This window comes from Chlamydiifrater phoenicopteri (assembly GCF_902807005.1).
Lineage (GTDB): Bacteria > Chlamydiota > Chlamydiia > Chlamydiales > Chlamydiaceae > Chlamydiifrater > Chlamydiifrater phoenicopteri.
On record NZ_LR777658.1, the window covers coordinates 696,747 to 719,519 of the forward strand.

At 42.2% G+C, this 22,773-nt stretch carries 15 protein-coding genes; 3 read left to right on the forward strand and 12 right to left on the reverse strand.

All coding sequences use genetic code 11. From position 1 onward, the window contains the following. Positions 1-2 precede the first annotated feature (2 nt). Complete coding sequence (locus KJA58_RS02880) at positions 3-302, reverse strand: Asp-tRNA(Asn)/Glu-tRNA(Gln) amidotransferase subunit GatC (RefSeq protein ID WP_213357957.1); 300 nt, start codon at positions 300-302, stop codon at positions 3-5. Positions 303-589: 287 nt separating this feature from the next. Here KJA58_RS02880 and KJA58_RS02885 point away from each other — a divergent pair, with 287 nt between their 5' ends. The 3 genes from KJA58_RS02885 (at position 590) to KJA58_RS02895 (ending at position 7,998) form a co-directional block, all read left to right on the forward strand. Further along, positions 590-841 (forward strand): DUF378 domain-containing protein, encoded by a 252-nt coding sequence (locus KJA58_RS02885; protein WP_213357958.1) that lies wholly within the window; start codon positions 590-592, stop codon positions 839-841. A 171-nt stretch (positions 842-1,012) separates the two neighbouring features. Further along, a complete protein-coding gene (locus KJA58_RS02890; protein WP_213357959.1) occupies positions 1,013-4,651 on the forward strand; it encodes a polymorphic outer membrane protein middle domain-containing protein in 3,639 nt (1,212 codons plus the stop codon). A 20-nt stretch (positions 4,652-4,671) separates the two neighbouring features. Next, positions 4,672-7,998 carry an autotransporter outer membrane beta-barrel domain-containing protein gene (locus KJA58_RS02895; RefSeq protein WP_213357960.1) on the forward strand — a complete coding sequence of 1,109 codons (3,327 nt, stop codon included), beginning with the start codon at positions 4,672-4,674 and terminating at the stop codon, positions 7,996-7,998. Positions 7,999-8,066: 68 nt separating this feature from the next. Here the strand turns inward: KJA58_RS02895 and KJA58_RS02900 are convergent, their stop codons facing one another. The 11 genes from KJA58_RS02900 to KJA58_RS02950 form a co-directional block, all read right to left on the reverse strand. After that, the gene (locus KJA58_RS02900) at positions 8,067-9,524 is read right to left on the reverse strand and encodes a hypothetical protein (protein WP_213357961.1); all 1,458 of its coding nucleotides are present in this window, start codon (positions 9,522-9,524) and stop codon (positions 8,067-8,069) included. An 84-nt stretch (positions 9,525-9,608) separates the two neighbouring features. Next, positions 9,609-10,049, reverse strand: a complete 441-nt coding sequence (locus KJA58_RS02905; protein WP_213357962.1) for a hypothetical protein — start codon at positions 10,047-10,049, stop codon at positions 9,609-9,611. Positions 10,050-10,058: 9 nt separating this feature from the next. After that, complete coding sequence (locus KJA58_RS02910; RefSeq protein WP_213357963.1) at positions 10,059-11,951, reverse strand: hypothetical protein; 1,893 nt, start codon at positions 11,949-11,951, stop codon at positions 10,059-10,061. A gap of 70 nt (positions 11,952-12,021) precedes the next feature. After that, on the reverse strand, positions 12,022-14,301 hold the full coding sequence (gene glgB / locus KJA58_RS02915; protein WP_213357964.1) for a 1,4-alpha-glucan branching protein GlgB: 2,280 nt from the start codon (positions 14,299-14,301) through the stop codon (positions 12,022-12,024). Between the two features lie 21 nt (positions 14,302-14,322). Then, a complete protein-coding gene (locus KJA58_RS02920; RefSeq protein ID WP_213357965.1) occupies positions 14,323-15,384 on the reverse strand; it encodes a hypothetical protein in 1,062 nt (353 codons plus the stop codon). After that, the gene (gene mtaB / locus KJA58_RS02925; protein WP_213357966.1) at positions 15,385-16,665 is read right to left on the reverse strand and encodes a tRNA (N(6)-L-threonylcarbamoyladenosine(37)-C(2))-methylthiotransferase MtaB; all 1,281 of its coding nucleotides are present in this window, start codon (positions 16,663-16,665) and stop codon (positions 15,385-15,387) included. Between the two features lie 213 nt (positions 16,666-16,878). Next, positions 16,879-18,219, reverse strand: a complete 1,341-nt coding sequence (gene hflX, locus KJA58_RS02930) for a GTPase HflX (RefSeq protein WP_213357967.1) — start codon at positions 18,217-18,219, stop codon at positions 16,879-16,881. Then, positions 18,212-19,117 (reverse strand): MBL fold metallo-hydrolase, encoded by a 906-nt coding sequence (locus KJA58_RS02935; RefSeq protein ID WP_246485714.1) that lies wholly within the window; start codon positions 19,115-19,117, stop codon positions 18,212-18,214. Before KJA58_RS02935 ends, hflX begins: the two co-directional genes overlap by 8 nt. Next, positions 19,095-19,838: a hypothetical protein gene (locus KJA58_RS02940; RefSeq protein WP_213357968.1), complete on the reverse strand. Its 744-nt coding sequence runs from the start codon at positions 19,836-19,838 to the stop codon at positions 19,095-19,097. The genes KJA58_RS02935 and KJA58_RS02940 overlap by 23 nt, the downstream gene beginning before the upstream one ends. Before the next feature lie 309 nt (positions 19,839-20,147). Continuing rightward, positions 20,148-21,854, reverse strand: a complete 1,707-nt coding sequence (locus KJA58_RS02945) for a hypothetical protein (protein WP_213357969.1) — start codon at positions 21,852-21,854, stop codon at positions 20,148-20,150. 3 nt (positions 21,855-21,857) lie between these two features. Continuing rightward, a complete protein-coding gene (locus tag KJA58_RS02950; RefSeq protein ID WP_213357970.1) occupies positions 21,858-22,631 on the reverse strand; it encodes a transporter substrate-binding domain-containing protein in 774 nt (257 codons plus the stop codon). Between the last annotated feature and the right edge of the window lie 142 nt (positions 22,632-22,773).

Consider the following 22,773-nt stretch of genomic DNA (forward strand, 5'->3'; position numbering starts at 1 on the left):
AGCTATTTGAGTATTGAAGGCACCTTCACTAAACTGCCCACATTTTCTGGAACATTTTCGAAAAACCCTTCACCAAAGTTCTCGTCTTTAACAATGTCTTCTCTCAAATCTTCGGGACCTACAGAAACGCCTCCAATAAAACCCGCTATATCACTAGTGTCCACTTGTAGAGCGTCCTCCATAAGAGCCACCACTTTATTAAGAGATTCTACAAAATTACCTATATCCTCATCTTTCAGATGTAAAGACGCGCCTTTTGCTATATCTCGAATATCTTGCTCGCTTAAAGTCTTATTGCTCATACCAAGATCCCCTAACTTCAGAGAGTTCAAAAATTCTTCCTTTCCGGCAAAAAAATTCAAAGAAAAGAACGAAAGGTCAAAAAAAATAAAAAAACAACTACCTTAAAGACTCTAACCCTAGAGAACGGAAAACCAAAGAATTAAAGACCGAGGTTAATTCATCACAAACAAAAAGTCAATGTGACAACAAACAAAAAAAGCTAGAAGTTTTTTGAAAAAAATTCTCCAATAAAATACATAAAAAGTAAAAGACAAATGCTTTTGCATAAAATTAAGGAGATACGCCAATGTTAGGCAAGCTATTCCGAGGGCTATCGTCTCTCATTGTGATCCTTTCGGCCTTAAATATGGGTTTGATCGGAATTACCAATAACAAATATGACCTTATGACAACATTGTTCGGAGCCTCAGGATCTTTGCGCCTCGCTTACACCATCGTCGGAGTTGCTGGAGCTATCTCTTTGTTCTACATGGGTCGTTCATGCTGCAAATCCCATCACAAAGGCTCTTGCAGTGCTCATCATGATAAAAAAGACTAATTCCTTTTTTTCGCCTTTTTGGGGAAAGTTCCGCAGGCTTTCCCTTTTTTTTTCTTTTTAAGTAAAGATCGACTTCCCTCTAAATCAAAAAAATTCTTGATACGATTGCTTTATTTTTGAACTTCCTCTATTTATACCCTTAATCAGACACTTAACCTTTCGATCAAGAACATGAGACTGCCTTTCAGTAGGATGTTGTTTTCGGCTACCCTAGCCGCATACTTAAGTGCTTTCGCTAGCGACTCTGTTACAAGCACTGATGAATCGACCGAAGATCCATCATTAAAAACAATATCTCCCGCAGAAAAAACTTCTATGCAAGCCGAAGTTTTAGAGGCTTCTCAAGAAGCAACTTCTCCAACCACTATTCCTCTTTCTCAAAGCAAATTTGGAGGAGAGAACCCCGAAAAATTCCCTTTCGAGACAACCAAAAATTCTGCAGGAACCATTTACTCCCTAACACAAGGCATACGTTTATCCGACTTCAACGGGAACCTTCTAGCAACACCTGTCCCCGTATTCACGAATGAGCAAGGAGATTTAACCTTTGAAGGAAACGGTTTTTCCTTCCTGTTCTCTAATAATATGGGCCCTACACCAGGGTTAGCGGTTAAAAACCCTTATACAAAACCAGCCAGTGAAAACGAAGCTGTTGCTGCAGTGCCAGCGGTTGAAGACGCTGCATCTCCCTCTTCTCCAAAAACTATTTTTTCTGGTTTCTCTTCCTTAGGATTTACCAACAACCAAATCAATCTAACAAGTGAACTGCCTGCAGGAGGAGGAGAAGAAGAAGAAGAAGGGGCAGCAGCGGCGGCAGCAGACTCCACGAAAAAAGAAGAGCCAGCCTCCATCATTTACGTTGATGATCTTTCCCTCCAAGGAAATGGAAACATTCTCTTTAAAGAAAATATTTCTCCAGGAAGCGGCGGAGCAGTCTCCGTTAAAACCAAGCTTAACGTTTCAGCAAATACTGGAACAGTTTCCTTTGAAGGCAATGTTTCTACGGGAATAACTCCAACACCTGCGCCTGCGCCTACATCTGCGCCTGCACCAGCACCGGCATCGGCATCTGCGCCTGCATCGGCATCGGCATCGGAACCCGCAGTCCTAGAGGCTGGTTCATCTCCTAATTCCATGCAAGAAGGGAATGGAGGAGCTTTGGCTTTCGGAATTACTACTCCGTCGACTGAGGAACAACAAAGTCTAGCTGAAGCAAAGAATAGTTCTTCAGCAGTGTTTAGTTCCAATCTCTCTACTATAAACTTTTCTCAGAACACAGCTCATGGCAAAGGTGGGGCCATCTACGTAGGAGCTGGAGCTCTTTCTTTTGAAAACAACTTAGGGCCCATTACATTCATTGGAAATAGAGCATCTAGTGGCGGGGCTATTTATACTCAAGACTCTCTAACATTTTCTGGAAATAAGGATGTTGTCTTTTCTGGAAATATCGCTTCCTCCTCAGAGTCAACAGAAGGAAACGGAGGAGCTATTTGTTTTAAGGAGGCTGATGAAGCCTCTGCCGCTGCTCAACAATTTAGCGAAACAGGAATTGCTGCTGCTAAATCCGTTTCCTTCACGAAAAATGGATCTATTGTTTTCCAAAGGAATATAGCATCTGGAAAGGGTGGTGCTATCTCTGCGAAAAATCTATTCTTTACCGAGAACGGCCCTATCTTCTTCCTTAACAATACTGCCAGCCAAGGTGGCGCTATCTCCATTGATCAAGGAACTCTGACTCTTTCAGCAGATAACGGAAATATTATCTTTTACGGAAACACGGCAAAAAACTCTACTGAAAGCTCTCCTGCTGCACAGCAAAATCTACAAGCGGAGCAGAATCCATCTCCAAAATATTGCAGAAATGCTCTACACCTTGGAAATGGCTCTACCTTTAACCTAAGAGCTTTAGCCGGAAATGCTGTTTATTTTTACGATCCTGTGATTGTCAAATCTACGGTAGCGACCGAACCCCTCATGGAATCAACCGGCAGCTCAATGACGACTTTAGTCATTAACGGGGACGATTTTTCCTCTCAAACATTCTCTTTAGAAACAAAAGCCTCTCCTGACATACAAGCATTTACCCCAAAAAGTTCTCTTAAAAAAACCACTCTCTACTACCAGGCAAACTCTCAAGAAAAAGGATCGGAAGAGCCTGCTGCTCTATCTGCTTCCCCAGAAATAGCGAATCTCTCTGAACAAGCTCCTCTAGCACCAGATTACTCTGGAACTATCATATTTTCTGGTAGAGGGCTATCTGAAGAAGAGAAAAAAAACGAACATAACCTAACCTCTACTATCGAACAAAACGTAATCTTAAAAAAGGGAACGCTAGTTCTGGAATCAGGAGCTATTCTTAAAGTAAACAAATTTACTCAAGAGAATGGCAGCAGTCTTGTTATGGATTTGACCAGCAAATTAATTGCTTCAGGAGAAGCTTCCTCAATAAATATACAACAACTTTCCATAAATCTTGATGGACTAACAGAGACTAGTTCAGGAGCAACAATAAAAATAGAAGCAGACACTCAAAGAACAAAAAATGGTGGCGGTGGCAGTTCTTCCATAACTCTCCCAGAAAAGATCACCATCCTAGACCCCAAGGGAATCCTCTACGAAAATCATGCCCTAAGTCAAAATAAAGACTTCACTATCTTGAACTTAGGAGAAGGCGTAACCCCTCAACCCTCTAATCCTGAAGGGTTTGAAGGAGCCACCTCCTCCCCCTACGGATACCAGGGGACTTGGTCCTTCTCTAATTCAAACAATCAAGCTCTTCTTCTAGATGAATCTCAAACAGGAGCTATTAAAGCCAAATGGACATACACAGGATACAAACCAAGTCCAGAAAGGAGTCCTTACCTAGCCGCATCCAGCTTATGGGATGCTCACCTAGATTCCAGGGCTGTTCGAAGAGCTATAACGGCAAGCTCCAGCGCTGGACGCTTTGACGTAGTAGACGATAGCTTCGGTCATCGCACGTGGGCATCAGGACTAGGAGTCTTCTTCCACCAAGATTCAAGAGGAGATCAAAGAAATTTCCGTCATTTAGCTGGTGGTTATGCTGCAGGATTAAGCGTAAAAGCGATGAACGGATCTATAGTAACCTTGGGGTGGGGGCAACTTTCGGGAAAATCTAAAGATTACTTAGTTTCTGACAATAAGGAACTGGCTTCCGTGGCTGCGATGAACATTCAAAATCGCATATACCTATCCAACCGCTCACAGCCTGTATTATCCATCACAGGAAGTTATGGAAGAACAGACAACCGTCTTTTAACTCAGCTTCCAAACCTAGGAGAGCTTAGAGGAAGCTGGAGAAATATGTCTTTGGGAGCTTCTGCAGAGATTAAAGACTTTGCTGTCCTCTCATCAAAATACCTAATGTTCTCTCCATTTTTGAAGACAGATGCAACCTATGTGAGAGGAGGATCTACAACGGAAAGCGGGACAGAAGGAAGAAAATATGTCCTTGATCCTCTATACAATGTTTCTGTCATTCCTGGAATTACAGCTTTAAGAAGAACCAAATACATGGAAGAGGACGAGGAGGTTTCTGAGTTAGACGTATCTCTAGCTTATGTTGCTGACATATATAGAGAAAATCCCTCCTGTATGACAACTTTATTGATTAACAAAGAGACATGGACAGTAGATGTTTCTAATCTATCGAAACATGCTTTCCTCGTCCAAGCTGATTCAAAAACACGCCTTTCCCCTAGATGGTGGGTTATGGCCAACTACGCCTTTGAACTCCGAAGTTCTTCTCGATCACATAATGTGTATGCAGGCAGTAAAATTAGCTTTTAACTAAGGACTGGTATTAAGTTATGCCCTTCTCCATAAAAAGATTCTCTTCCGTATATGCTTTGGGAATGTTTTGTAGTTTCCAAGCCTTTGGAGATCCTTTACCTCTCTCTGAGCAAAAATTCCCTCTTTATGTAACGGGAGATGGAAATTTCTTTTTATCCGAGAATACTACTATTTTAAATGTTGATGCATCCCTAAGCTCGACGGCTCTTTTAGGAGCCTCAGGGAACCTTTCCATTGACGGACGCGATCGCTCCCTGTTCATAAATGGATGTCAGGGAGCTCAAAGTGGTGTACCTTTAATTCTAGCGGGAAATCCCCCCTCCGCAGCACAACAACGACAACAACAACAACAACCAGCTTCTACATCCCTCTTAATTTCTCTAACAAACTTCCATACCTTCTCCTTTTTAAATAACTCCTCATTTTCGTCCGAAGGGACTATCAGCGCAGGAAGAATTCTTTGGAATAATAATAAGAACATCATCATATCCAAAAATACCTCTATAGCAACTCAATCTCCAGGAGGAGGAGCAGCAGCAGCAACTGCGGAAACCTCTAGCACCTCTCCTTCTGAAGGAACAGTCAAAGCTAAGGAAAGCATTGTAATCACTAATACTTCGGATACGGTATATTTCAGCGAAAACTCCTCAAATTACGGAGGAGCTATCCGTATGGAAGAAAAATCCTCAGAACAAACAGAAGAAAACCTCTCTACTAATGGCGTAACTCTAATTAGTAACAATCCTGGATCAGTTACTTTTGACGGAAATAAGGCATCCTCTTCAGGAGGAGCTATCTTTGGAGGATCTCTTTTCTTCACATCCAACAAGGGATCCATACAATTTCTTAAAAATTCTTGCATTGGATCTCCAAATACAGAAGCTCTTTTAGGATCAGGAGGAGCTGTTTCTCTACCCAAGGGGCTAGCTGCTTTTCAAGGTAATAGTGGAGCTATAGTCTTTAATAAAAATACAGCAACGGGAGATGGCGGAGCTATCTATGCGGAGACATTCCAAGCATCAGGAAACACTGGAACCATGTTGTTTGCAGACAACTCTGCATCAAAAAAAGGCGGCGCTATACGAGCAAAAATAGTTTCTATAGACGCTGATAGTAACGTAATATTTTCCAATAATAAGGCTACAGAAGATGGTGGGGCTATCTTCGTTGACTCTATTCCTTCTAGTGAAGCAGCTGCTCCTGCAACTACAACAACTAACGGAATAACGCTTCCTGATCCTTCTCTTTCTCTATTTGCCAAATCTGGAAATATTGTCTTTATAGGAAATACAGGGAAAAGTGGAACCAGAAATGCCATTGCTCTAGGAAACTCCGCCTCCCTTAAAAAACTTTCTGCCAATGCTGGCTATACCATTGCTTTCTATGATCCTATTACTGAGGCTATACAAGAGCCTCCAGCACCAGTCACTACTAATACAGGAACTACTCCAACTTTAACATTTAATGAAGGAACTTCTGGAAAAATCTTATTCTCAGGGAAATTTGCTCCCAGAACTCCTCCAACGGAATCTTTAACAAGAGAACTCTCTTTAGCAAATGAGAAAGATGTTCAATCCAAAATCAATGCAGCAGTGACGCTAGCTGGAGGAATTTTGGAAATTACAGACGGAGCCTCCCTAGAAGTCTCCTCCTTTACTCAATCTGGCGGACATTTAGTTTTGGGCTCTGGATCTACACTCAAAGCTTCTTCGCCATCCACTTTAACTAAAGTATTTATAGATTTATCCTCTTTCCCTAAAACAGATTCGTCTCCAGCACACATAGATTTCTCAACTCCCCAAAATGCAATAACAACCTTAGAAACCGATGCAAAATTGCTTTTTTCTGAAAAAAATCCAATCTCAACACAAGAGATCGCTCCCTCCCTACCATCAACATTGGAATCTACGGAACACCCTTCGGGTTCAGCAGCGACCCTAGATATGCCCTTAGAAGGCGATAGACCTTCCACTCTAGAATCTATGCATCCTGAACATCCCGAAGGAGGTATAGCAACTCTAGAAGCAACAGATTCTACTCACGAAAGTGCTGTCCTAACACAACCAACACCAAGGACATTCTCTGTCAGTGGAGTCAGCGTTGTCGATACAGAAGGATCTAATTATTACGACAAAGCTTGGGAAACTCCTCACACCGTAGAAGTATTGAAAGTATCCGGCACAACTACTCCAGAAATAAATGGAGAGTTCGGCGAGGCACAGACTCGATCAGGATCTGATTACGGCTACCATGGAACCTGGACCTTTTCTGACGGCTCTGAAACAGCTTTACAAAGAAATGGAAATGAAAAAACCATATCAGCCAAATGGGCCCCTAGCGGCACCTTCTTCCTCCCCTACAACCGAAGAGGAGAGATTGTTGCTAATACTTTATGGAGCACATTATCCACAGTAGATGCGTTTGCTACCACAGCCTACGAAAGCCCCTTCGAAGCTTACGAAGGAAAAAGGCTTGTTGCCGAAGGAATAGGATCCTTCCTTGTAGGTAAAACTGAGAAGGATAGTGAACGTGATGGATTCCGTTTTGAAGGAGGTGGATACGGAGTATGCTTTGGCTCCAGTCGCAATGGATTCTCTTCAGGAATTGCTTTAGGACAAATTTTTGGGAAAACAAGAAGTAAGCTGTATCATGCTAAGAGTACAGAAAATGCTTTCCTGGGTTCTTTTTACGCTGCCGCTCCTATACGCTTCTTGTTTAGAGAACTTGAAACTATTGCTTCTTTCGTTTTGGGTTATGGGTTTGTTGAGAACACATTAAAAACTGAGTACCCAGAGAATTCCGTTTTCACTGCAATGAAAACTTCCACGGGAAAGTGGGATAACCGAGGCGCCATCTTGCGTATCCGATTCACCAACCGTCTACCTGAAAAACATTTTAATTCCATTACTCCTTTTTCTGGTTTGAGACAACTGGCATTCTTCTTTGGACCAGAGCTTTCAGGCGTTCGTCAATCCTCCTTTACGGAGCGAGGAGCTCCTGCTAGAGCTTTTGAAAGAGGTAAAGGATTCATCATCTCCCTACCTGTAGGCTTTGCCTATCAAGCACACTTCCATGTAGGGAACAACGCTACTCACATTCGCACATCCTGCATGTACAAACCGGATATTTATCGAGATAACCCGCACATTCGTTTGGTGCTGATAGAAAACTCTAGGGAATACAGAGTGGATGGCGCTCAGCTTGCTCGCAATGCTTTCCGTCTGGATGCCCAGGGAGCAACAAAACTCAGTAATCATTACGAATTTACTGCAGGATACAGCTTCGAAGGCCGCTCGTCAGTTTTCATGCACCGGGCATCTGTAACGCTAGGTAAAATTTTCTAAAAGAAAAAGCACCAGAAGGATCTATCCTACTGGTGCTTTCTTGCAATATTGATTGGAGAATTTTTTAACTAAGATTTTTTCACATCCCTATCAAACTCTCTCCAGTTTCTTCCTTGGACTCGGTTTCGCATTTCTTGCATTTGCTTTTCAAGCTCACTCGTGGCTTTTTCTTGAGCTCGTACTTCTTTTTTTGCTTGACGATCGGTCCGAGGAGCCCCTCTGTGATCTATAGCCTCAAGAGTGTTTTCTGTTGCTTCTAAGACTCTTTTTTGAGTAGCAACAACTGTTTGTAGAGAGACTGTAGAAGCAAAGCTCCTAACAACGCCCCTAGCTTCTGGAGTGCTTTCCTCAACGGCCCTACGAGCATACAAAGAAGTGGCTACTCGAGCAGCTATTGGTGATCCTGTCAATTTGGAAGCAGCATCCTTATCCCCAAAGATAATTTCAGCATACTGTACTTCTTCTTGGGAATTAATTTTCTCTATAGTAACTTTGTCCGACTTAGCGTCATAACGGACGACATAATCATCTTTAGGCTCAGAAGCCTTTCCTTCCTTGCCTTTCACCAAGATTTTCGCTAAAGCTTTAGTTACTTTTGCCATTTTCTTTTCAAATTTATCGAGAGCCTTTCTAGCATCCTTGGCAGCTTTTTCTAACTTTTCTTTACTACCCTTCCACTCTTTTTCCGTCTTTGCAGATGTTTTGGAAGCTTTCTTGCTAGCATCAATGGCGAGTTGAGCATATACAACTTTCTCTCCTCTGGCGCCTTCAGAAACCTCTAGCCCTCTTCCGCCTCCAAGCTCCATTAACGCTTCGGCCTGCTCCATCAATCTGCTGCTCATATCTTCTGTGGATGAAGACCTAGATGACGCTGAAGAGGAACTGGAAGAGGATGAAGACCTACTAAGCCCTCCGGACTGGAAAAAGGCTCTTAAATCCTCTACAACTTTTTCCGGCAATTTGACAGGATCATATCCCCTGGAAGCCCCTTTAGGAGCTGCTGATCCCGCACCTAGATCTACGTACCACGTTGTTTGTGGACTTGCAGCTTTTTCTTTTTTTCCAGAGAATCCCAGATAAATAGTTTTCCCTGTAGCACTGACTTTTTCTTTTAATCTTTTCAGTTTTTCTGCTACCCGAGCCCTATGACTTTTGTTTTCAGAGGAAACATCCCCTTCGGAAAAAGATCTTGAAACTCCAGCTCCTTTTGAAGCTTCTGAAGAGCTAGGAATATCGCCTTCAGAATAGGATCTACCTAATCCTGATCTTATACGGCTTCCTAAGCCTTTAACACCCTTAGCTAAATTACCGCCTGCTCTTTTTGCTGCGCCGATAGCTTTACGAGCAGCACCGCCTACCGCTTCTTTGATGCGGCTGGATCCAGAACTCGATGAGGAGGTGGTACTTTCGGTATCAGAAATCTCATGCTCCCCAAAGCCACCTTTTCTTTCGCCTTTTTTAGATCCAGGAGATTGAAAAGGGGGGATGCCACCAGTTCCTCCACTACCTGATACTCCGCTAGTCATATTCCACCTACAAAAACTTTTTAAAAACAAAACTAATTTTTATAAAAAAAATTTTATAAGCAAATTAATTTTAAATTAAATAATTTAATCTTCTCCCAACATCTTTTTAACTTGTTTAGCAACTTCCGGGGACACATCCTCTTTATTAACAGTTTCCTGGCCATCAGGAACCAAAGTAACTCTACGCTTCAAAACAGGTTGCTGCTCCAACTCTTTCCTCTGCTTTGCTTGGCGCGAAAAAACTTTGTATATAGCCAACGAAACTCCCGTAACAAGCAACCCATAAGCTCCTAACTCAAAACACCTCTGCCCTATAATTGCTAAAGCAGCAAGCCCAGCAGGAGCTATCGTTAATGTACTCGATAATATCAAACAAACGATCCCTGTAATCAAAAGCGACAGAGCAATAATAACTACCGCTTTTTGCCAAGATTTAGTGTTTTTAACCAGGCTATGACTATTGTCCACAGAAAAAGTATGCTGGCTGGGGACTGGTGATTTAAACGACGCTCTATCTAACTCCATAACTCCCCTCTACCCACTTTTTTCATCCCCACTATCCTTCGTGGACGACAAGAAACCACTAAAACTTCCTATACCAAAGGGAGCAAAACCGAAGGAACCAAACCCTACGGGACCAAAATCAAACATTCTCAATGCGATATCTGGGAACCTACGTCTAGACCCGCCTCTTCGAAAATCTTCTGCCCATAGAGAAGCTTCGACATCTACATACACATCCATAGGCTCTACTCCAAGAGCCGCTGTTGCTATGCGTATTCTTTCTTTACGCTCTTTAGCTCTCTTCCTATACGCATATAGCTGGTGGTTAAGCCAATCGATTAGACGCTTAATAAGCAACAGTCCCCCAGTAATGAGAAAGGGTCCTGCTATAGATATTAAAGCCGCAGAAAAAGGCCCTACGCCGGGGATAAGCCCAAGAAGAGCAATACCCACTCCTAGGAGAAACGTTATTCCTCCAACAAGCATTGTATTAATAACCTTTTCTTTTTTAGTTTGGTTAATGTCACTGGCTACCATTTTGTCGACATCTAAGCTACTGACTTTATAGTACCCCGTCTTTTTCCCCGTGATAGCGTTTATTTTCTCTCTTGCCAGCTCTCTTAGAGAGCGTCCGGACCTATTTCTATTTTTCAACCTACCCGCAACGGTAAATAAGCCCGAGAAAACAGTACCGAAGGCGGTTCCTAGTAGGGAGGATCCCACTACGGACATAATAAGAATCTGACAAGCGGCAAGCCCTCCCACTCCACTCATCAAAAGCAGTGTCAGAGAAGCTATGAGCAACAGAGAACCTAGAGCTAAAGAGACTTTTTCTTTCCTTGATAATAGGGGTTCTGATGTGGGATCCAAACTGGCTGCGAGGGATACTTTGTCAGCTCTTTGATTAGAATGTGCTTCAGATTCGAAAGCTGTGCCCTCTTTTCTTTCTTTGGAACGGCTAGATACTTTATTTTGCTGCGGGATCTCTAAGAATACTTCTGCTTTATTAAAGACTTTCTCTTCTTCAGAATTATTCGCAAGTTCTTCAGCCTCTAATAAATCATAAGAAGACCGTTTTAAATATTCTTTCCATTTAGACAATTCTCCCCGCAGAAGAGCTCTAAGAGAGAGTCCCACACCTATAGAGAGCAAGGGTGGAGCAAATACCAGGGCTACGCTCGCGGGTACTCCTGCCAACGCTACAGAACCCACTACAGCCAAAGATATTCCTAAAACTATACAGCCCACTCCTATAGTAAGAACAGATATTGCCAGAATAGCGAACTTTCTGTTCTCTTGCATACGCTCTTCCTCTGTGAGAGGCTCAGCTTTAAGGACTTTCTCTGAGGCAGCCAACCGCATATAGAGGAGATAACAAAGACTATTGAAAGCAGAATTTGTCCCCATAGTGAACGCTGTCGAACCCATATTACCAACAACGTTTCCGTATCCCGGAACAAACGTCCCGCCAAATTTCATAGCAAAACCGATACTTGTAAGACCTGCTCCAAGAGAAAGTCCGTGGGCAGCAATGCGCCACTTTTCATCTTCCATACATTTCTCTTTCACTTTATTGTGAATCATCTCCAACCCGTTTTGGATGGTAGTAATACTTCCTGCAACTAAAGTAGATAGAGCTATACCTAGAAGAATACTCTGAGGAATTCCTGCTGTTAAAACTGTCAAGGCCACGACAGCAACAGTGATTGCTAAAACCATAACAGCTACGCCTGCTACAAGGGCGATAGAACGGTTGTGAGAACCTAATACCTGATGACTAGATACTTCTTCTTGACTGTCGATAACATTTTGCAGATCAGAAAGATCGACATCTGCAGGATCTACCTCGGTAGAACCTGTAATATCAAAATCTCCATTGTCAGCAAAAGGACCCTGTATTCCAGAAATTGTCATGAAAAACAAATTGTTATTATTACCTTATAAATAATAAAACAATTTGTATTTTTATTTTTCTAAAGCCAAACAAAAGATTTTAATTTTTAATCTTTATAATTAAAGTGGTTAGAGGTGGAACATCTACAAAAATCCCTTCATCGGTAAAATTTTTTGCTCCTAAATATTTGGAACTGTGCACACAATCCCCCCACCCATCACCACCAAAGCGTTCCGCATTCGAATTAAATAACAACTCTACAGAAGAAGAACTACAACAGAAAAAGTACTCCTCAAGTCTCTGACAGCCAAAATGATGAACACACAACAACCTATATTCATCATCTCCTAATCCACTCAAACAGGGATCCCGAGATTCCTTCTCTACAAAACCTTCGTGATACGAGCGCGATCTATACCCCGATCGCTTATATGCTATAACATTGTTAGTAATATCACTAAAATCCACCCATTCAAAACCTTCTGGCTCACAATCTTTTTGCCATAACGGTGGGTGATCAAGATAAAAAGCATTAAGCTCCGCGACAAATTTGTTAAATACTCGATGATCAACATCCTCCAGCAAATGCTCTTGCAACCCCCTGTTGGGACTCCACTCATCAAAAGAAGCCAGTTCTGTACCCATAAAAGATAATTTTTTTCCTATCTGGCACATTTGATAAGACAGCAACAACCTAAGATGAGCAAACTTTTGCTTATTATTTCCAGGCATCTTTCCTATTAAACTACCTTTTTCATGAACAACTTCATCGTGGGAAAAAGGTAGGATAAAGCTTTCATGAAAGGCGTACATTAGACCAAAAGTGAGACAACAATTATGAGCAGACCGTTGATCAGGAAGAGTCTGAAAGTAACGAAACGTGTCATTCATCCACCCCATATTCCATTTGTAATCAAACCCAAGCCCTCCATCCTTCACTGGAAAGGTTACTTTCGGAAAAGAAGTAGATTCTTCGGCAAAAGTAATTACACCAGGAAACCTTTCATGAATAATTGCGTTTACTCTCTGAATAAACTCTTGCGCCTCTAAATGTTCTCTTCCCCCTAATCTATTAGGCGTCCACTCCCCATGTTCTCTTCCATAATCCAAATATAACATAGAGGCTACAGCGTCAAAACGGATCCCATCGACATGCATTTCCTCCAACCAAAACAAGGCACTTCCTAAAAGAAAATTAACTACCTGCGGCTTGCTATAATCAAAAGTGTAGGTACCCCAATGAGGATGGATATTGTCTTTATGCCAAGTACTTTCGTAAAGAGGCGTGCCATCGAAATTGGAGAACAAAAAATCATCGACAGGGAAATGCGCAGGAACCCAGTCTAATATCACCCCTATTCCCTTCTCATGCAAATAGTTAACGAAAAATCGAAAATCATCAGGGTCGCCAAAACGTCGCGTAGGCGCATAATACCCTCCCACTTGATATCCCCACGACTCTACCAAGGGATGCTCAGTAACAGGAAGAAGTTCGACGTGTGTATAGTGAAATTGTTGGCAATGCTTAGCTAAACTCTCTGCTAACTTCCGGTAAGATAGTGGCTTCCCCTCCTCCCATCGCCAAGATCCTAAGTGCACCTCATAAATGTTAATAGGTAGGTGTCGACGATTTCCTGCGCGAGTTCGATTTTCTATCCATGGACCGTCAGACCAAGCAAAATCTTTCTTACTCACAATGATAGAGGAAAACTCCGGGGGGTAGTCAAAGCTCTTTCCATAAGGATCACTTTTGCGTGTACGAATTCCTGAGCAAGAAACTATTTCCCATTTATAGCGCATCCCGGGCTCTATCCCTGGAATAAATAATTCCCATACCCCCGAGGATTTCTCTACTCTTTTCATGGGATTGACTAAACCATTCCACTTATTAAAGTCTCCAACAACGGAAATGCTTGTTGCATTAGGAGCCCACACAGTGAACAGCACCCCTTTGACTCCCAAGACCTCTCTCGATATCGCGCCCATCCTACGATAAATTTCTTCATGCTTGCCTAGAGCAAATAATTCCTCATCAACAAGGCTCCAAAGAATTGGAAATGCGTAAGGATCATGCGCTAGCAATCCATTCTCATGATAGATCTTGTAATCGAAATTTCCTAAAGAAGATGACGCTTTCACAAGCTTCTCTGGAAGCTTGTAAAAGAAAAGACCAGGAACTTCTTGAACTTTTGTAGCTTCAACGACCTCTTCAAGAATTTGAAGAGAAACTTTTTGTGCTCCAGGACGAAAGAGGACTATGACAGCCTCTGCTCCTCCTTTAGTGGATAGTGGCTGCAAACCTAATATGCTGTGAGGGGAATCACTTTCTCCTCTACAAAGCTTCTCTACCTCTTGGGATCGTAAAATTCTTTCTACCATTCCCAACTCTGTTAAAAGTCCTTACTGATGGAAACAATCTAACAGATACGAATTTCCAGATTTTAATGCTAACGTTTCTCCAGCCTTTAGCACCTTCTTATTCCCTAGATTCTTTCTGACTGTCTGTGAAGATATTGGAGAGCCCCCTTGACGAGAAATTTCTCTGAGTCTGTAGTGTCGAATATCAGAAGAAAAAATTAACGTTATCTTTTTGTCTAAGGACTCTTCTTGACACTGGATCTCCATACGACGAACTCTTTTCTTCGTCCATTCCAAATGGCATACCCCTATCCCAGGCAAGGGAATTTCCAAGCAGCGTCCGCAAGGAAAATCTGGAAGCAATGTGGGTAGGATCCTAATAACATCCCCATCCATACGCACAAGCATAGAGGATACTAAAAGAAAAAGATCCCAGTACAAAAGAAAAGGTATTGGAGCAGCAAACTTTCTTGTATCCGAAGGACTGGGAATAATCCCTAGGAAACTATCGTCATATAACCTAGGCAACAATGTTTCTGAAAATCCTGCAAAACAAAAGTTTCTTAAAGATTGGCCCAAAACATCGTGCTTTTTCAGTGCTATCTGCTCATTAATTTCTCCAAGTAGCGCGTACACGCCCTCATTCGAAGAAGCCTCCCTTAAAAGCTTTGACTTCTCCTGTTCTCTACCAAGCAAGACCCCGAGCCGGAAAAGCACAGGAATGATCTCCTTAAGATCGCCACGCCTGCGTACTCTAGACAAATCCAGCTGTTTGTGCATTCCTAAAGATAACAACGTTCCTTGAGAATTCTTCGATTCCTTACAACTCTTCAGAGAATCAACTTTTTCTCCAGAAGGAAGCAAGTAGTATTTATATTGGTCAGTAACTACCTGTAAAACCCCCTTATGCAAGTCTTGGAAAACACCAAAACGCTTTAAAGGCTTATAAATGGAAATAGGTTCTTCAAAAATTTTTTCCCTATCAGCATTGAATATTTGAACGAGCGTTGGAAATACTTTCGCGTATAGCAAGGATCCAGGAATAGCGATAGGATCTCCAGGCACCAGAGAATAGGGACGCAAGCAGCGCTGTATAGAAATCATTTATCCCACCCTTTCTCCAAATAGACCATCGATACTATTTCCTGTAACCTGAACCTCTACCATGTCGTTGACAAAAGAACGACCCTCATGAGGAAACCAGACGCCCTCGAAAAACTCTGAATGTCCAAAAGCCTGATTGCCATGAATACTTTCCACCAAAACGGATACTTTGCTTCCAATCCGTTTCTTTCTTAAAGAGAATGCTACCGAATCAGAAAATTCCGATAACCGTCGTTTGCGTTCTCCGATAATTTCTGGAGATAATGTTCCAGAAAATTCGTATGCCTTAGTCCGTCTGCGTGCACTGAAAGGAAAAACATGTACCTTAACAAAACCCACCGTCTCAACAACTTTTATTGTATCCAGAAAATCACTTTCACTCTCCCCAGGAAAGCCTACAATGATATCCGTAGTAAACGAAAACTCTGGGTTACACGCCCTTAGGGATTCTACACACTCCAAATAATCTTGACGATTGTACTTGCGATTCATTCGTTTTAAAATAGCATTGGAACCCGACTGCAAAACCAGATGAAAGGACGGACACGTGGCTCTCCCTGAAAGGACGGCTTCTCGAAGATCTTCGTTAACATCTTCAGGGTCTATAGAAGAAATACGTATTCTTTCTATACCCTCAATAGCGTCAACAGCTCGAATTAAGTCGGCAAGAGATTTATCTTCATCTTTGTAATCTCCTACGTTGATACCAGCTATGACAACTTCTTTGTACCCTTGTTCAACAACTCCTTTAATTTCCTTTATCACTGCTGACAATGGTCTCGAAGTAGATCGCCCTCTTAGATAAGGGATAATGCAATAGGAACAAAAAGAGTTACAGCCATCTTGCACCTTAATAAACGCTCTCGACCGATCTTCAAAGCGTTTGATAGCAAACTCTGGCAATTCTTCTGCATAGGGTACAATTTTTTCTACGAGAAGGTGTTTCTCTTTGTTGGGAACAAGAACACAAGACTCTCCTAAGTTGCGAAAGAAGTCTTTGTCGGCGTCTGCGAAACATCCTGTAACAAATACTCTCGCTTTTGGATTCCTGCGAATAAGCTGTCTTATTGCACGCCTACTGGAACTTTCTGCAGACCCTGTGACTGCGCAGGTATTAACAATACAAACATCTGCAGACTCTTCGTTATCCTTTACTTCCCTGTAACCCAAAACCGTTAGCTGATCTCTATATGCCTGCACTTCATATTGGTTAACGCGGCATCCCAAATACACCAGTTTAAAAGTTTTATTTTCTGCAATATGTCTGTCTATGATTGTCATGAAAACGTACCTTTGCAAACGAAAATGTTTCCTTAGGGAAAGTCCCTACGACCTCTAAACAAAAAAGAACGCCCTTAGGAAAAATCTGAAGAAAGCTATTCTAAAGTATACGAGCTTTTCAGAGTAAGAAAGTTAAAAGAAAACTGTTTTTCTTTAGATGAAAAATTGTTTTTACAAAAAAAATCTAAAAACTATCACGGAAAACAAAGCCTCTCAAGCCTTTTTAGGAATATACTGTAAAAACTTTTTTTCTAAAAACGGAGGCAAAAATACTCGCAAAAATACTTTATCCTCCTCAAAACGCCTGGAGGTTACTAAACCAGCTTCCAAAAGCTCGGCAACCTTATCATACTCCCTACAAGGAATAATCAAAGCAGTCTCTTTGTAATCAGCAACGACTAAATCCTCCATCGTCTGCTGTAAGGCGGCAATGCCCGCTCCCGTAACACAAGACAACGGAAGAGGTAGAGGACAAAATAAACGAAGCTTGCTAAGCATTTTGTTATCTGTACATAGATCAGTCTTATTCAAAACAGTGATAATCTTCGGATCAGCAATCTTTAATTCCTTCAACAATGCCGTTGTAGTAGCTATATGCTCCTCCGCAGAAGGATGCGAAACGTCCACAACATGAATAAGAAACTTATCTCTGAGGGCAGATTCCAGGGTGCTACGGAAAGCTGCTACTAAAGTATGTGGCAGCTTACGCACAAAACCCACAGTGTCCGTAACAAGCACCGGAAGCTTATTGGGAAGCAAGCACCTCTTTGTTTTGGGATCAAGCGTGGCGAACAACTTATCCTCAGCATAAGTCCCGGCATCCGTTAATACATTGAACAACGAACTTTTGCCCGCATTTGTGTACCCTATCAAAGCAAAGGAAGGGATCCCGCTACGCTCTTTAGCCCTCCTCTGCGTCTCGCGATGCCTTACAGACTCTTTTAGACGTGACGACAATCTATGAATTTTCTCTTTGATCATACGCTTGTCTAACTCTATCTGCTTTTCTCCTTCTCCTTTAACGTATCCACCACCTCCGCCAGATTTTTGCCTGGAAAGGTGCCCCCACATACGCTTTAACCGCGGAAGCAAATACTTTGCCTTAGCAAGCTCTACTTGAATGCCTGCCTCAGCCGTTATCGCGCGCTGTGAGAAAATATCCAAAATGACTTCTGTACGATCCATAACAACCGTACCAAAACGTTTCTCTAAATTCCTTTGCTGAGAAGCGGTAATTTCATCATCAAAAATGATAACCCCAATACTAGGGAATAACTGTAAAACTTCTTCTACTTCTTTAGCCTTACCTTCGCTTAGATACGACGATGATGCCAGCGTGCGCAAATGGAACGTGCGAGACTCTATAGTAGTGATACCACAAGATCGCGCCAATTCTGCTAATTCTAACACATGATCTTTTGCAAGCTTTTCCTCTTTGCGATCTTCATAACAAGATATCAATAACGCTTGCGAAGGATCTTGCTCCGGACGAGGCAACGAGACCCCAGAAAAATCTATTCCCCTCTCAGGGGGTGAAAAAAAGTCCTCACTCATTAATAAAAAACCTTAACTCTTGCCCTTCATCAGCGAATTCCAGCCCAGCTACACCTTTATATTCATCGAGATTTCTTTGCAAGACGTGTCCTATATGACTTATTACCAACCTACTGGCCCCGCTTTTCGCAAAAAAATCCAAAGACTCTTCCACAGTAAGATGAGAACGCCTCTTAGTTCTCATAATATTAGGTAATTCTCGATATATCGCAGAAAGAACCAAAGTATCAACACCTTCCAAAAAAGAAAAAATAGAGTCCTCATAAACTTGCATATCGGTAAGATAAGCTAAATTACCCAAACGAAAGCCTGTTACTTGCATCTCATTTTGGAAATAGGAGCAGAACGAAAACGACAATCCCTCTAACTTACCTTGACCCATAGAGTCTTCCAAAGGAATGAATGAAAAAGATGCCGCTAATGAGGCGCTTTCTTGGAAAAAATGCTTCCGGCTTTCTCTTAAAGCCTTTATCGTCTCCGAAGAAGCCACAACAGGAACACTGTCCCCGAAGACAATCAACTTCGATCGCATTTCATCAATGCCTCCGATATGATCGTAATGCGTATGAGTTAAAAATATTCCATCAACATTTGAAACAGAATAACGCAACAGCTGCTGACGCAAATCTGGACCGGTATCTATTAAAAATTTCTTTCCCCCGTAGAGGATTAGAGCTGAAGAACGAAGGCGGGCAACTCCCGATTTACATGCTGAACAAGAACAGAAAGGAACGGGAACACCCTCTGGGTTTCCCGTTCCAAGAAAAATGAACTTCCCCTCGTTTATACGATCCGAAGATCCCATTCCACAAACCTGCAATCCAATAACAGCACGACTATAACAGACTCTACTAAAAACCCCAACAGCAGAGATTCTACGATAAGGCTTCCGAACCATCCTTCGACGACAGCGAGTCTTGCTCTTCCTCTGCTTGCCCCACAGGAGTTGGGGCAGTAATCTCCGTCTGTGACGGAGTAGAAATCTTCACCCGAGGCGGGGTTGCTACATGCAATGCTCGCTGGATTTCCGGAAGCATGAAAGATGGTATAGGAACAGTGAATCCTAAGGGAAGTCCTCCCGGCTTATCAACAAAAATTCTTCGTGTTCCCTGCGAATCAACAGTGGCTTTAGGAGAACATACCGGCGGATAGTGATTCACCATATGATACTTTGAGTCATCACATACCCTCCTCAAAGAACACAAAGATATGTACTCATCTGCCAACTGTCTCCAAGCTGTCACCTTACGACTCACTAAAGAACCTGTAATAAGACTTATAAGCAACAAGGACACTCCCACTCCACCTATGATTAAACCGACAAACCATGCCGGCAATCCCACGACAAGCGATGTAAACACACAGGACAACAGAAACCCTGCTGCAGCCATGAGGGCTCCTAAGACACTCAAACAAGTCGTAGAGAGGTCCAAAATACGCACCCCATAGTAACGATCTATAAGTTGACGATACAACGACTCTCCCTTGTCAGAATCATGCACTAAGGCATGTAAGGTCGTAATATCATCTCCAAATTGAAAGCCATCCAACTCATGTCTAAGACATCGCAGCACGGAAACTTTATACTTCGGCTCAGCCGAAAGCTGATCGCAAACCATAAGGGTAACTTCTTTGGTCTTAACGATAGTGTCACATTGACTACAGTAGAAGAAGTAGTTCCCACAATCCAGCTTACTCGAACCTGGCTTACAGGGGTTTATCCCATACATACGCAGACTAAATTATCGGTTAAAATAAAAGAATTCAGAACAAGAATAACAGAAAGGGAAACAAATATGAACTAAAGAAAAAGATCCCTTATTATAAAGCAAAATATAGTTTTACTTTTACAAACAAACACCCGCAACCACCCCCCTAATCGAATTTCCAAACCAATCGGGTACAGGATAGGCTAAAAGCTAACTTTTCTAAAGAATTTTTTTCTTAACATATCTTACCACACCCTCGTCCAAGGTCATATTTTCATAATCTTCAAATACTGACCGCCATAAACTCCACGGAAAACCTGAAAGCCTCACCAGTAAATCGATAGCAAATTCCGATGCCTGACAATTAGCAAGATGTTTCGTAACAGCCAAATATTCCTTAACAGAACATACATCAGAACAAAACCGTCTCTCTTTTTCCACCAGAAACTTATGGGACAAAATTGCAGACAAAATATTTAGAGATTTAATCAAAATTATAGAGTCCCCGTCACGCAAAACTACCTCAGACCCCTTCAATGACAGCTCTCCAGGACTACCCTGATCAACTTTTTTATTAGGCTCCTCTGATCGACTTTCAAAAATCCGAACCAAACGACTAATGTTAATAGCCAACATCAGGAACTTATCAAGAGATATCCCTCGAACAAATTTATTGAAAGACGATGGATTCAATATAGGCTCTCCTAGTAGATGAATTAACTGCTCCACTTCCCAGCAAGGGCCTTCGAGAGGAGACTCGTTGTAATGAGAAAATAACAGCCGCTTGCGAAAAACTTCTAATAACAAGCAACTCTCTTCGAGTTTCTTTTGACAAGAAGCGTAAACGCCCTCACCCTCTTTAAAAGAACGCCCCATCAACCTTTGAACAAAATGTACGCAGGGGGACGCGTCTCTATATTTCCTTTCAACCCGACTAACACCTTCTTCCAGGCATAGTCGCCTGGAATGCTTTTCTCGAATCCGAACCTCCCTATCTATATCTTCCGTAGACTCCTCCTTTTCCAAATTATTGAGAACAAACTCCCCATAAAGACGAAGAAATTTGGAAATAAAGGAGGCGTTCCAACAATAAGCAAAAGGATCTTTGCTTGAAAAAATGTAATCTTCTTTTTGTAAAACCTCCAAAAACAAACTCCATTTTTTCCTCACAGGCAAACTTTCTTTTGAATAGTAAAAGCCGTTACCCTTGGGCACCAGAGCTCCAAATTCTACGTAACGAAACAGTAAAGAGTCTAAATGAAAAGGATTACAATTCAACGCCACCTTTAAGAGTGACGGAGTCGTTATCCCTTCATGACAAAGATACTCCAGCAACTTCTCTGCTCCATGAGGATCTTTTTGGTTAAGAGCCAAGATCTCCCCCTCAGCCATACTAGCCCATTGACCAGAGAGCACATGAATGAGATAGGGAAAGGGAATACAGGCCCCCAGCAACTTGTTTAATGTAGACGCTGGCGTCGCAGTATCAACAATGTTTCTCAGGGTAGTCCCCAAACGCAACTCACCCCTAGGAGAAAATACTGCTAGCCGCGAAGAGAGAAATCCCTTAGAAACTGCTATCGCAAGCTCTCTCTTCCATCCTAAATTAAACTCTGCGTAACCAACTTCCACCAAGGAAGAACCTAGCCGAGCAACACTCCACTCTCTGCCGAGGATCAGCCAAAAACTGTACAAATAAGCCAAACCAAAGACAACAAATGCTACAACCCCAGCAACTAAGACTCCTACAGACCAGCTAGCCGCTCCTATAAGCTGTAACGACAGACTAATAAAAGAGAATACCACTCCTACGAAAAAAAGATTCCTCGCCCGCACGTAGTAACTCTCAGACTCCTCAAGAGTTGCCTCTCGACAAAAGTCCGTCTGATCTATACACAACGGGCGGAAAACGCCCCCGCTAATCATAGCTTAGTCTTTGCGAAGATTCCATTTCCTCTCAAGCCGACGAATCGTCCCGTCCGTTTTCATCTCTCGGATATGCGTAACAATCTGCTCATAGAGATCCTCTTTAGCTTTAGAAACTCCTATCCCATAACCAAAAATTTTCTGATCATTGGGAAGCGGGACCAAGTAATGGAAGAACTCAGGAAATTCCTCGATAGTAACCTGTCCAACAGAAGGTTCTAAAACTGCTACAGGAGATTTATCATACCGAACTTCCATAACAAGCTCTGCCACGCTGTCAAAAGAACGCACGTGCACGCCTCTGAGAGAAAGTAAATACTCCTCCTGGAATGTTCCCGACTGCACTGCTACAGACGAGTATTGGGAAAAATTCCCAGGATCCTCTGTTAACGCTTGCTTGCTAATCAAAAATAAATTTTCTATCTCCTCCCCCTGATAGGGAACCATAAAAATTTCCTTCAACCGCGCAGGAGTTACAGACATACCCGAAATAATGAGATCTATACGCCCACGTTTCAAACTTAAAATCAATGCGTCAAAAGCAAGCTCTCGCACCTCCACGGATTTTCCCAGTCTAACTCCGAGCTCCTTGGCTATATCGATGTCAAAACCGACGATACGCCCTTGCTCATCAACAGACTCATAAGGTGGGTACGTAGCATTAGTCCCCACAATAAGAACACGCTCTCTGTCCACGCTACCCCTGCCTCCATAATTAGGGGAACAACCGGACAAAACAAAAAGAGGCAAAAAAGAAAAAAACAAAAACTTTTTCATTCTAAAAACCCTCGACAACAAAGAGCACCCCAATCGGAGGAAACCATAATCTAACGGATAATTTTATTCGAGAAACAACTTTGACAATCAACCTACACAGCGTTCTTCGCTAAGAGCTGTCGTCAAGCCAAGTCATTAAAAA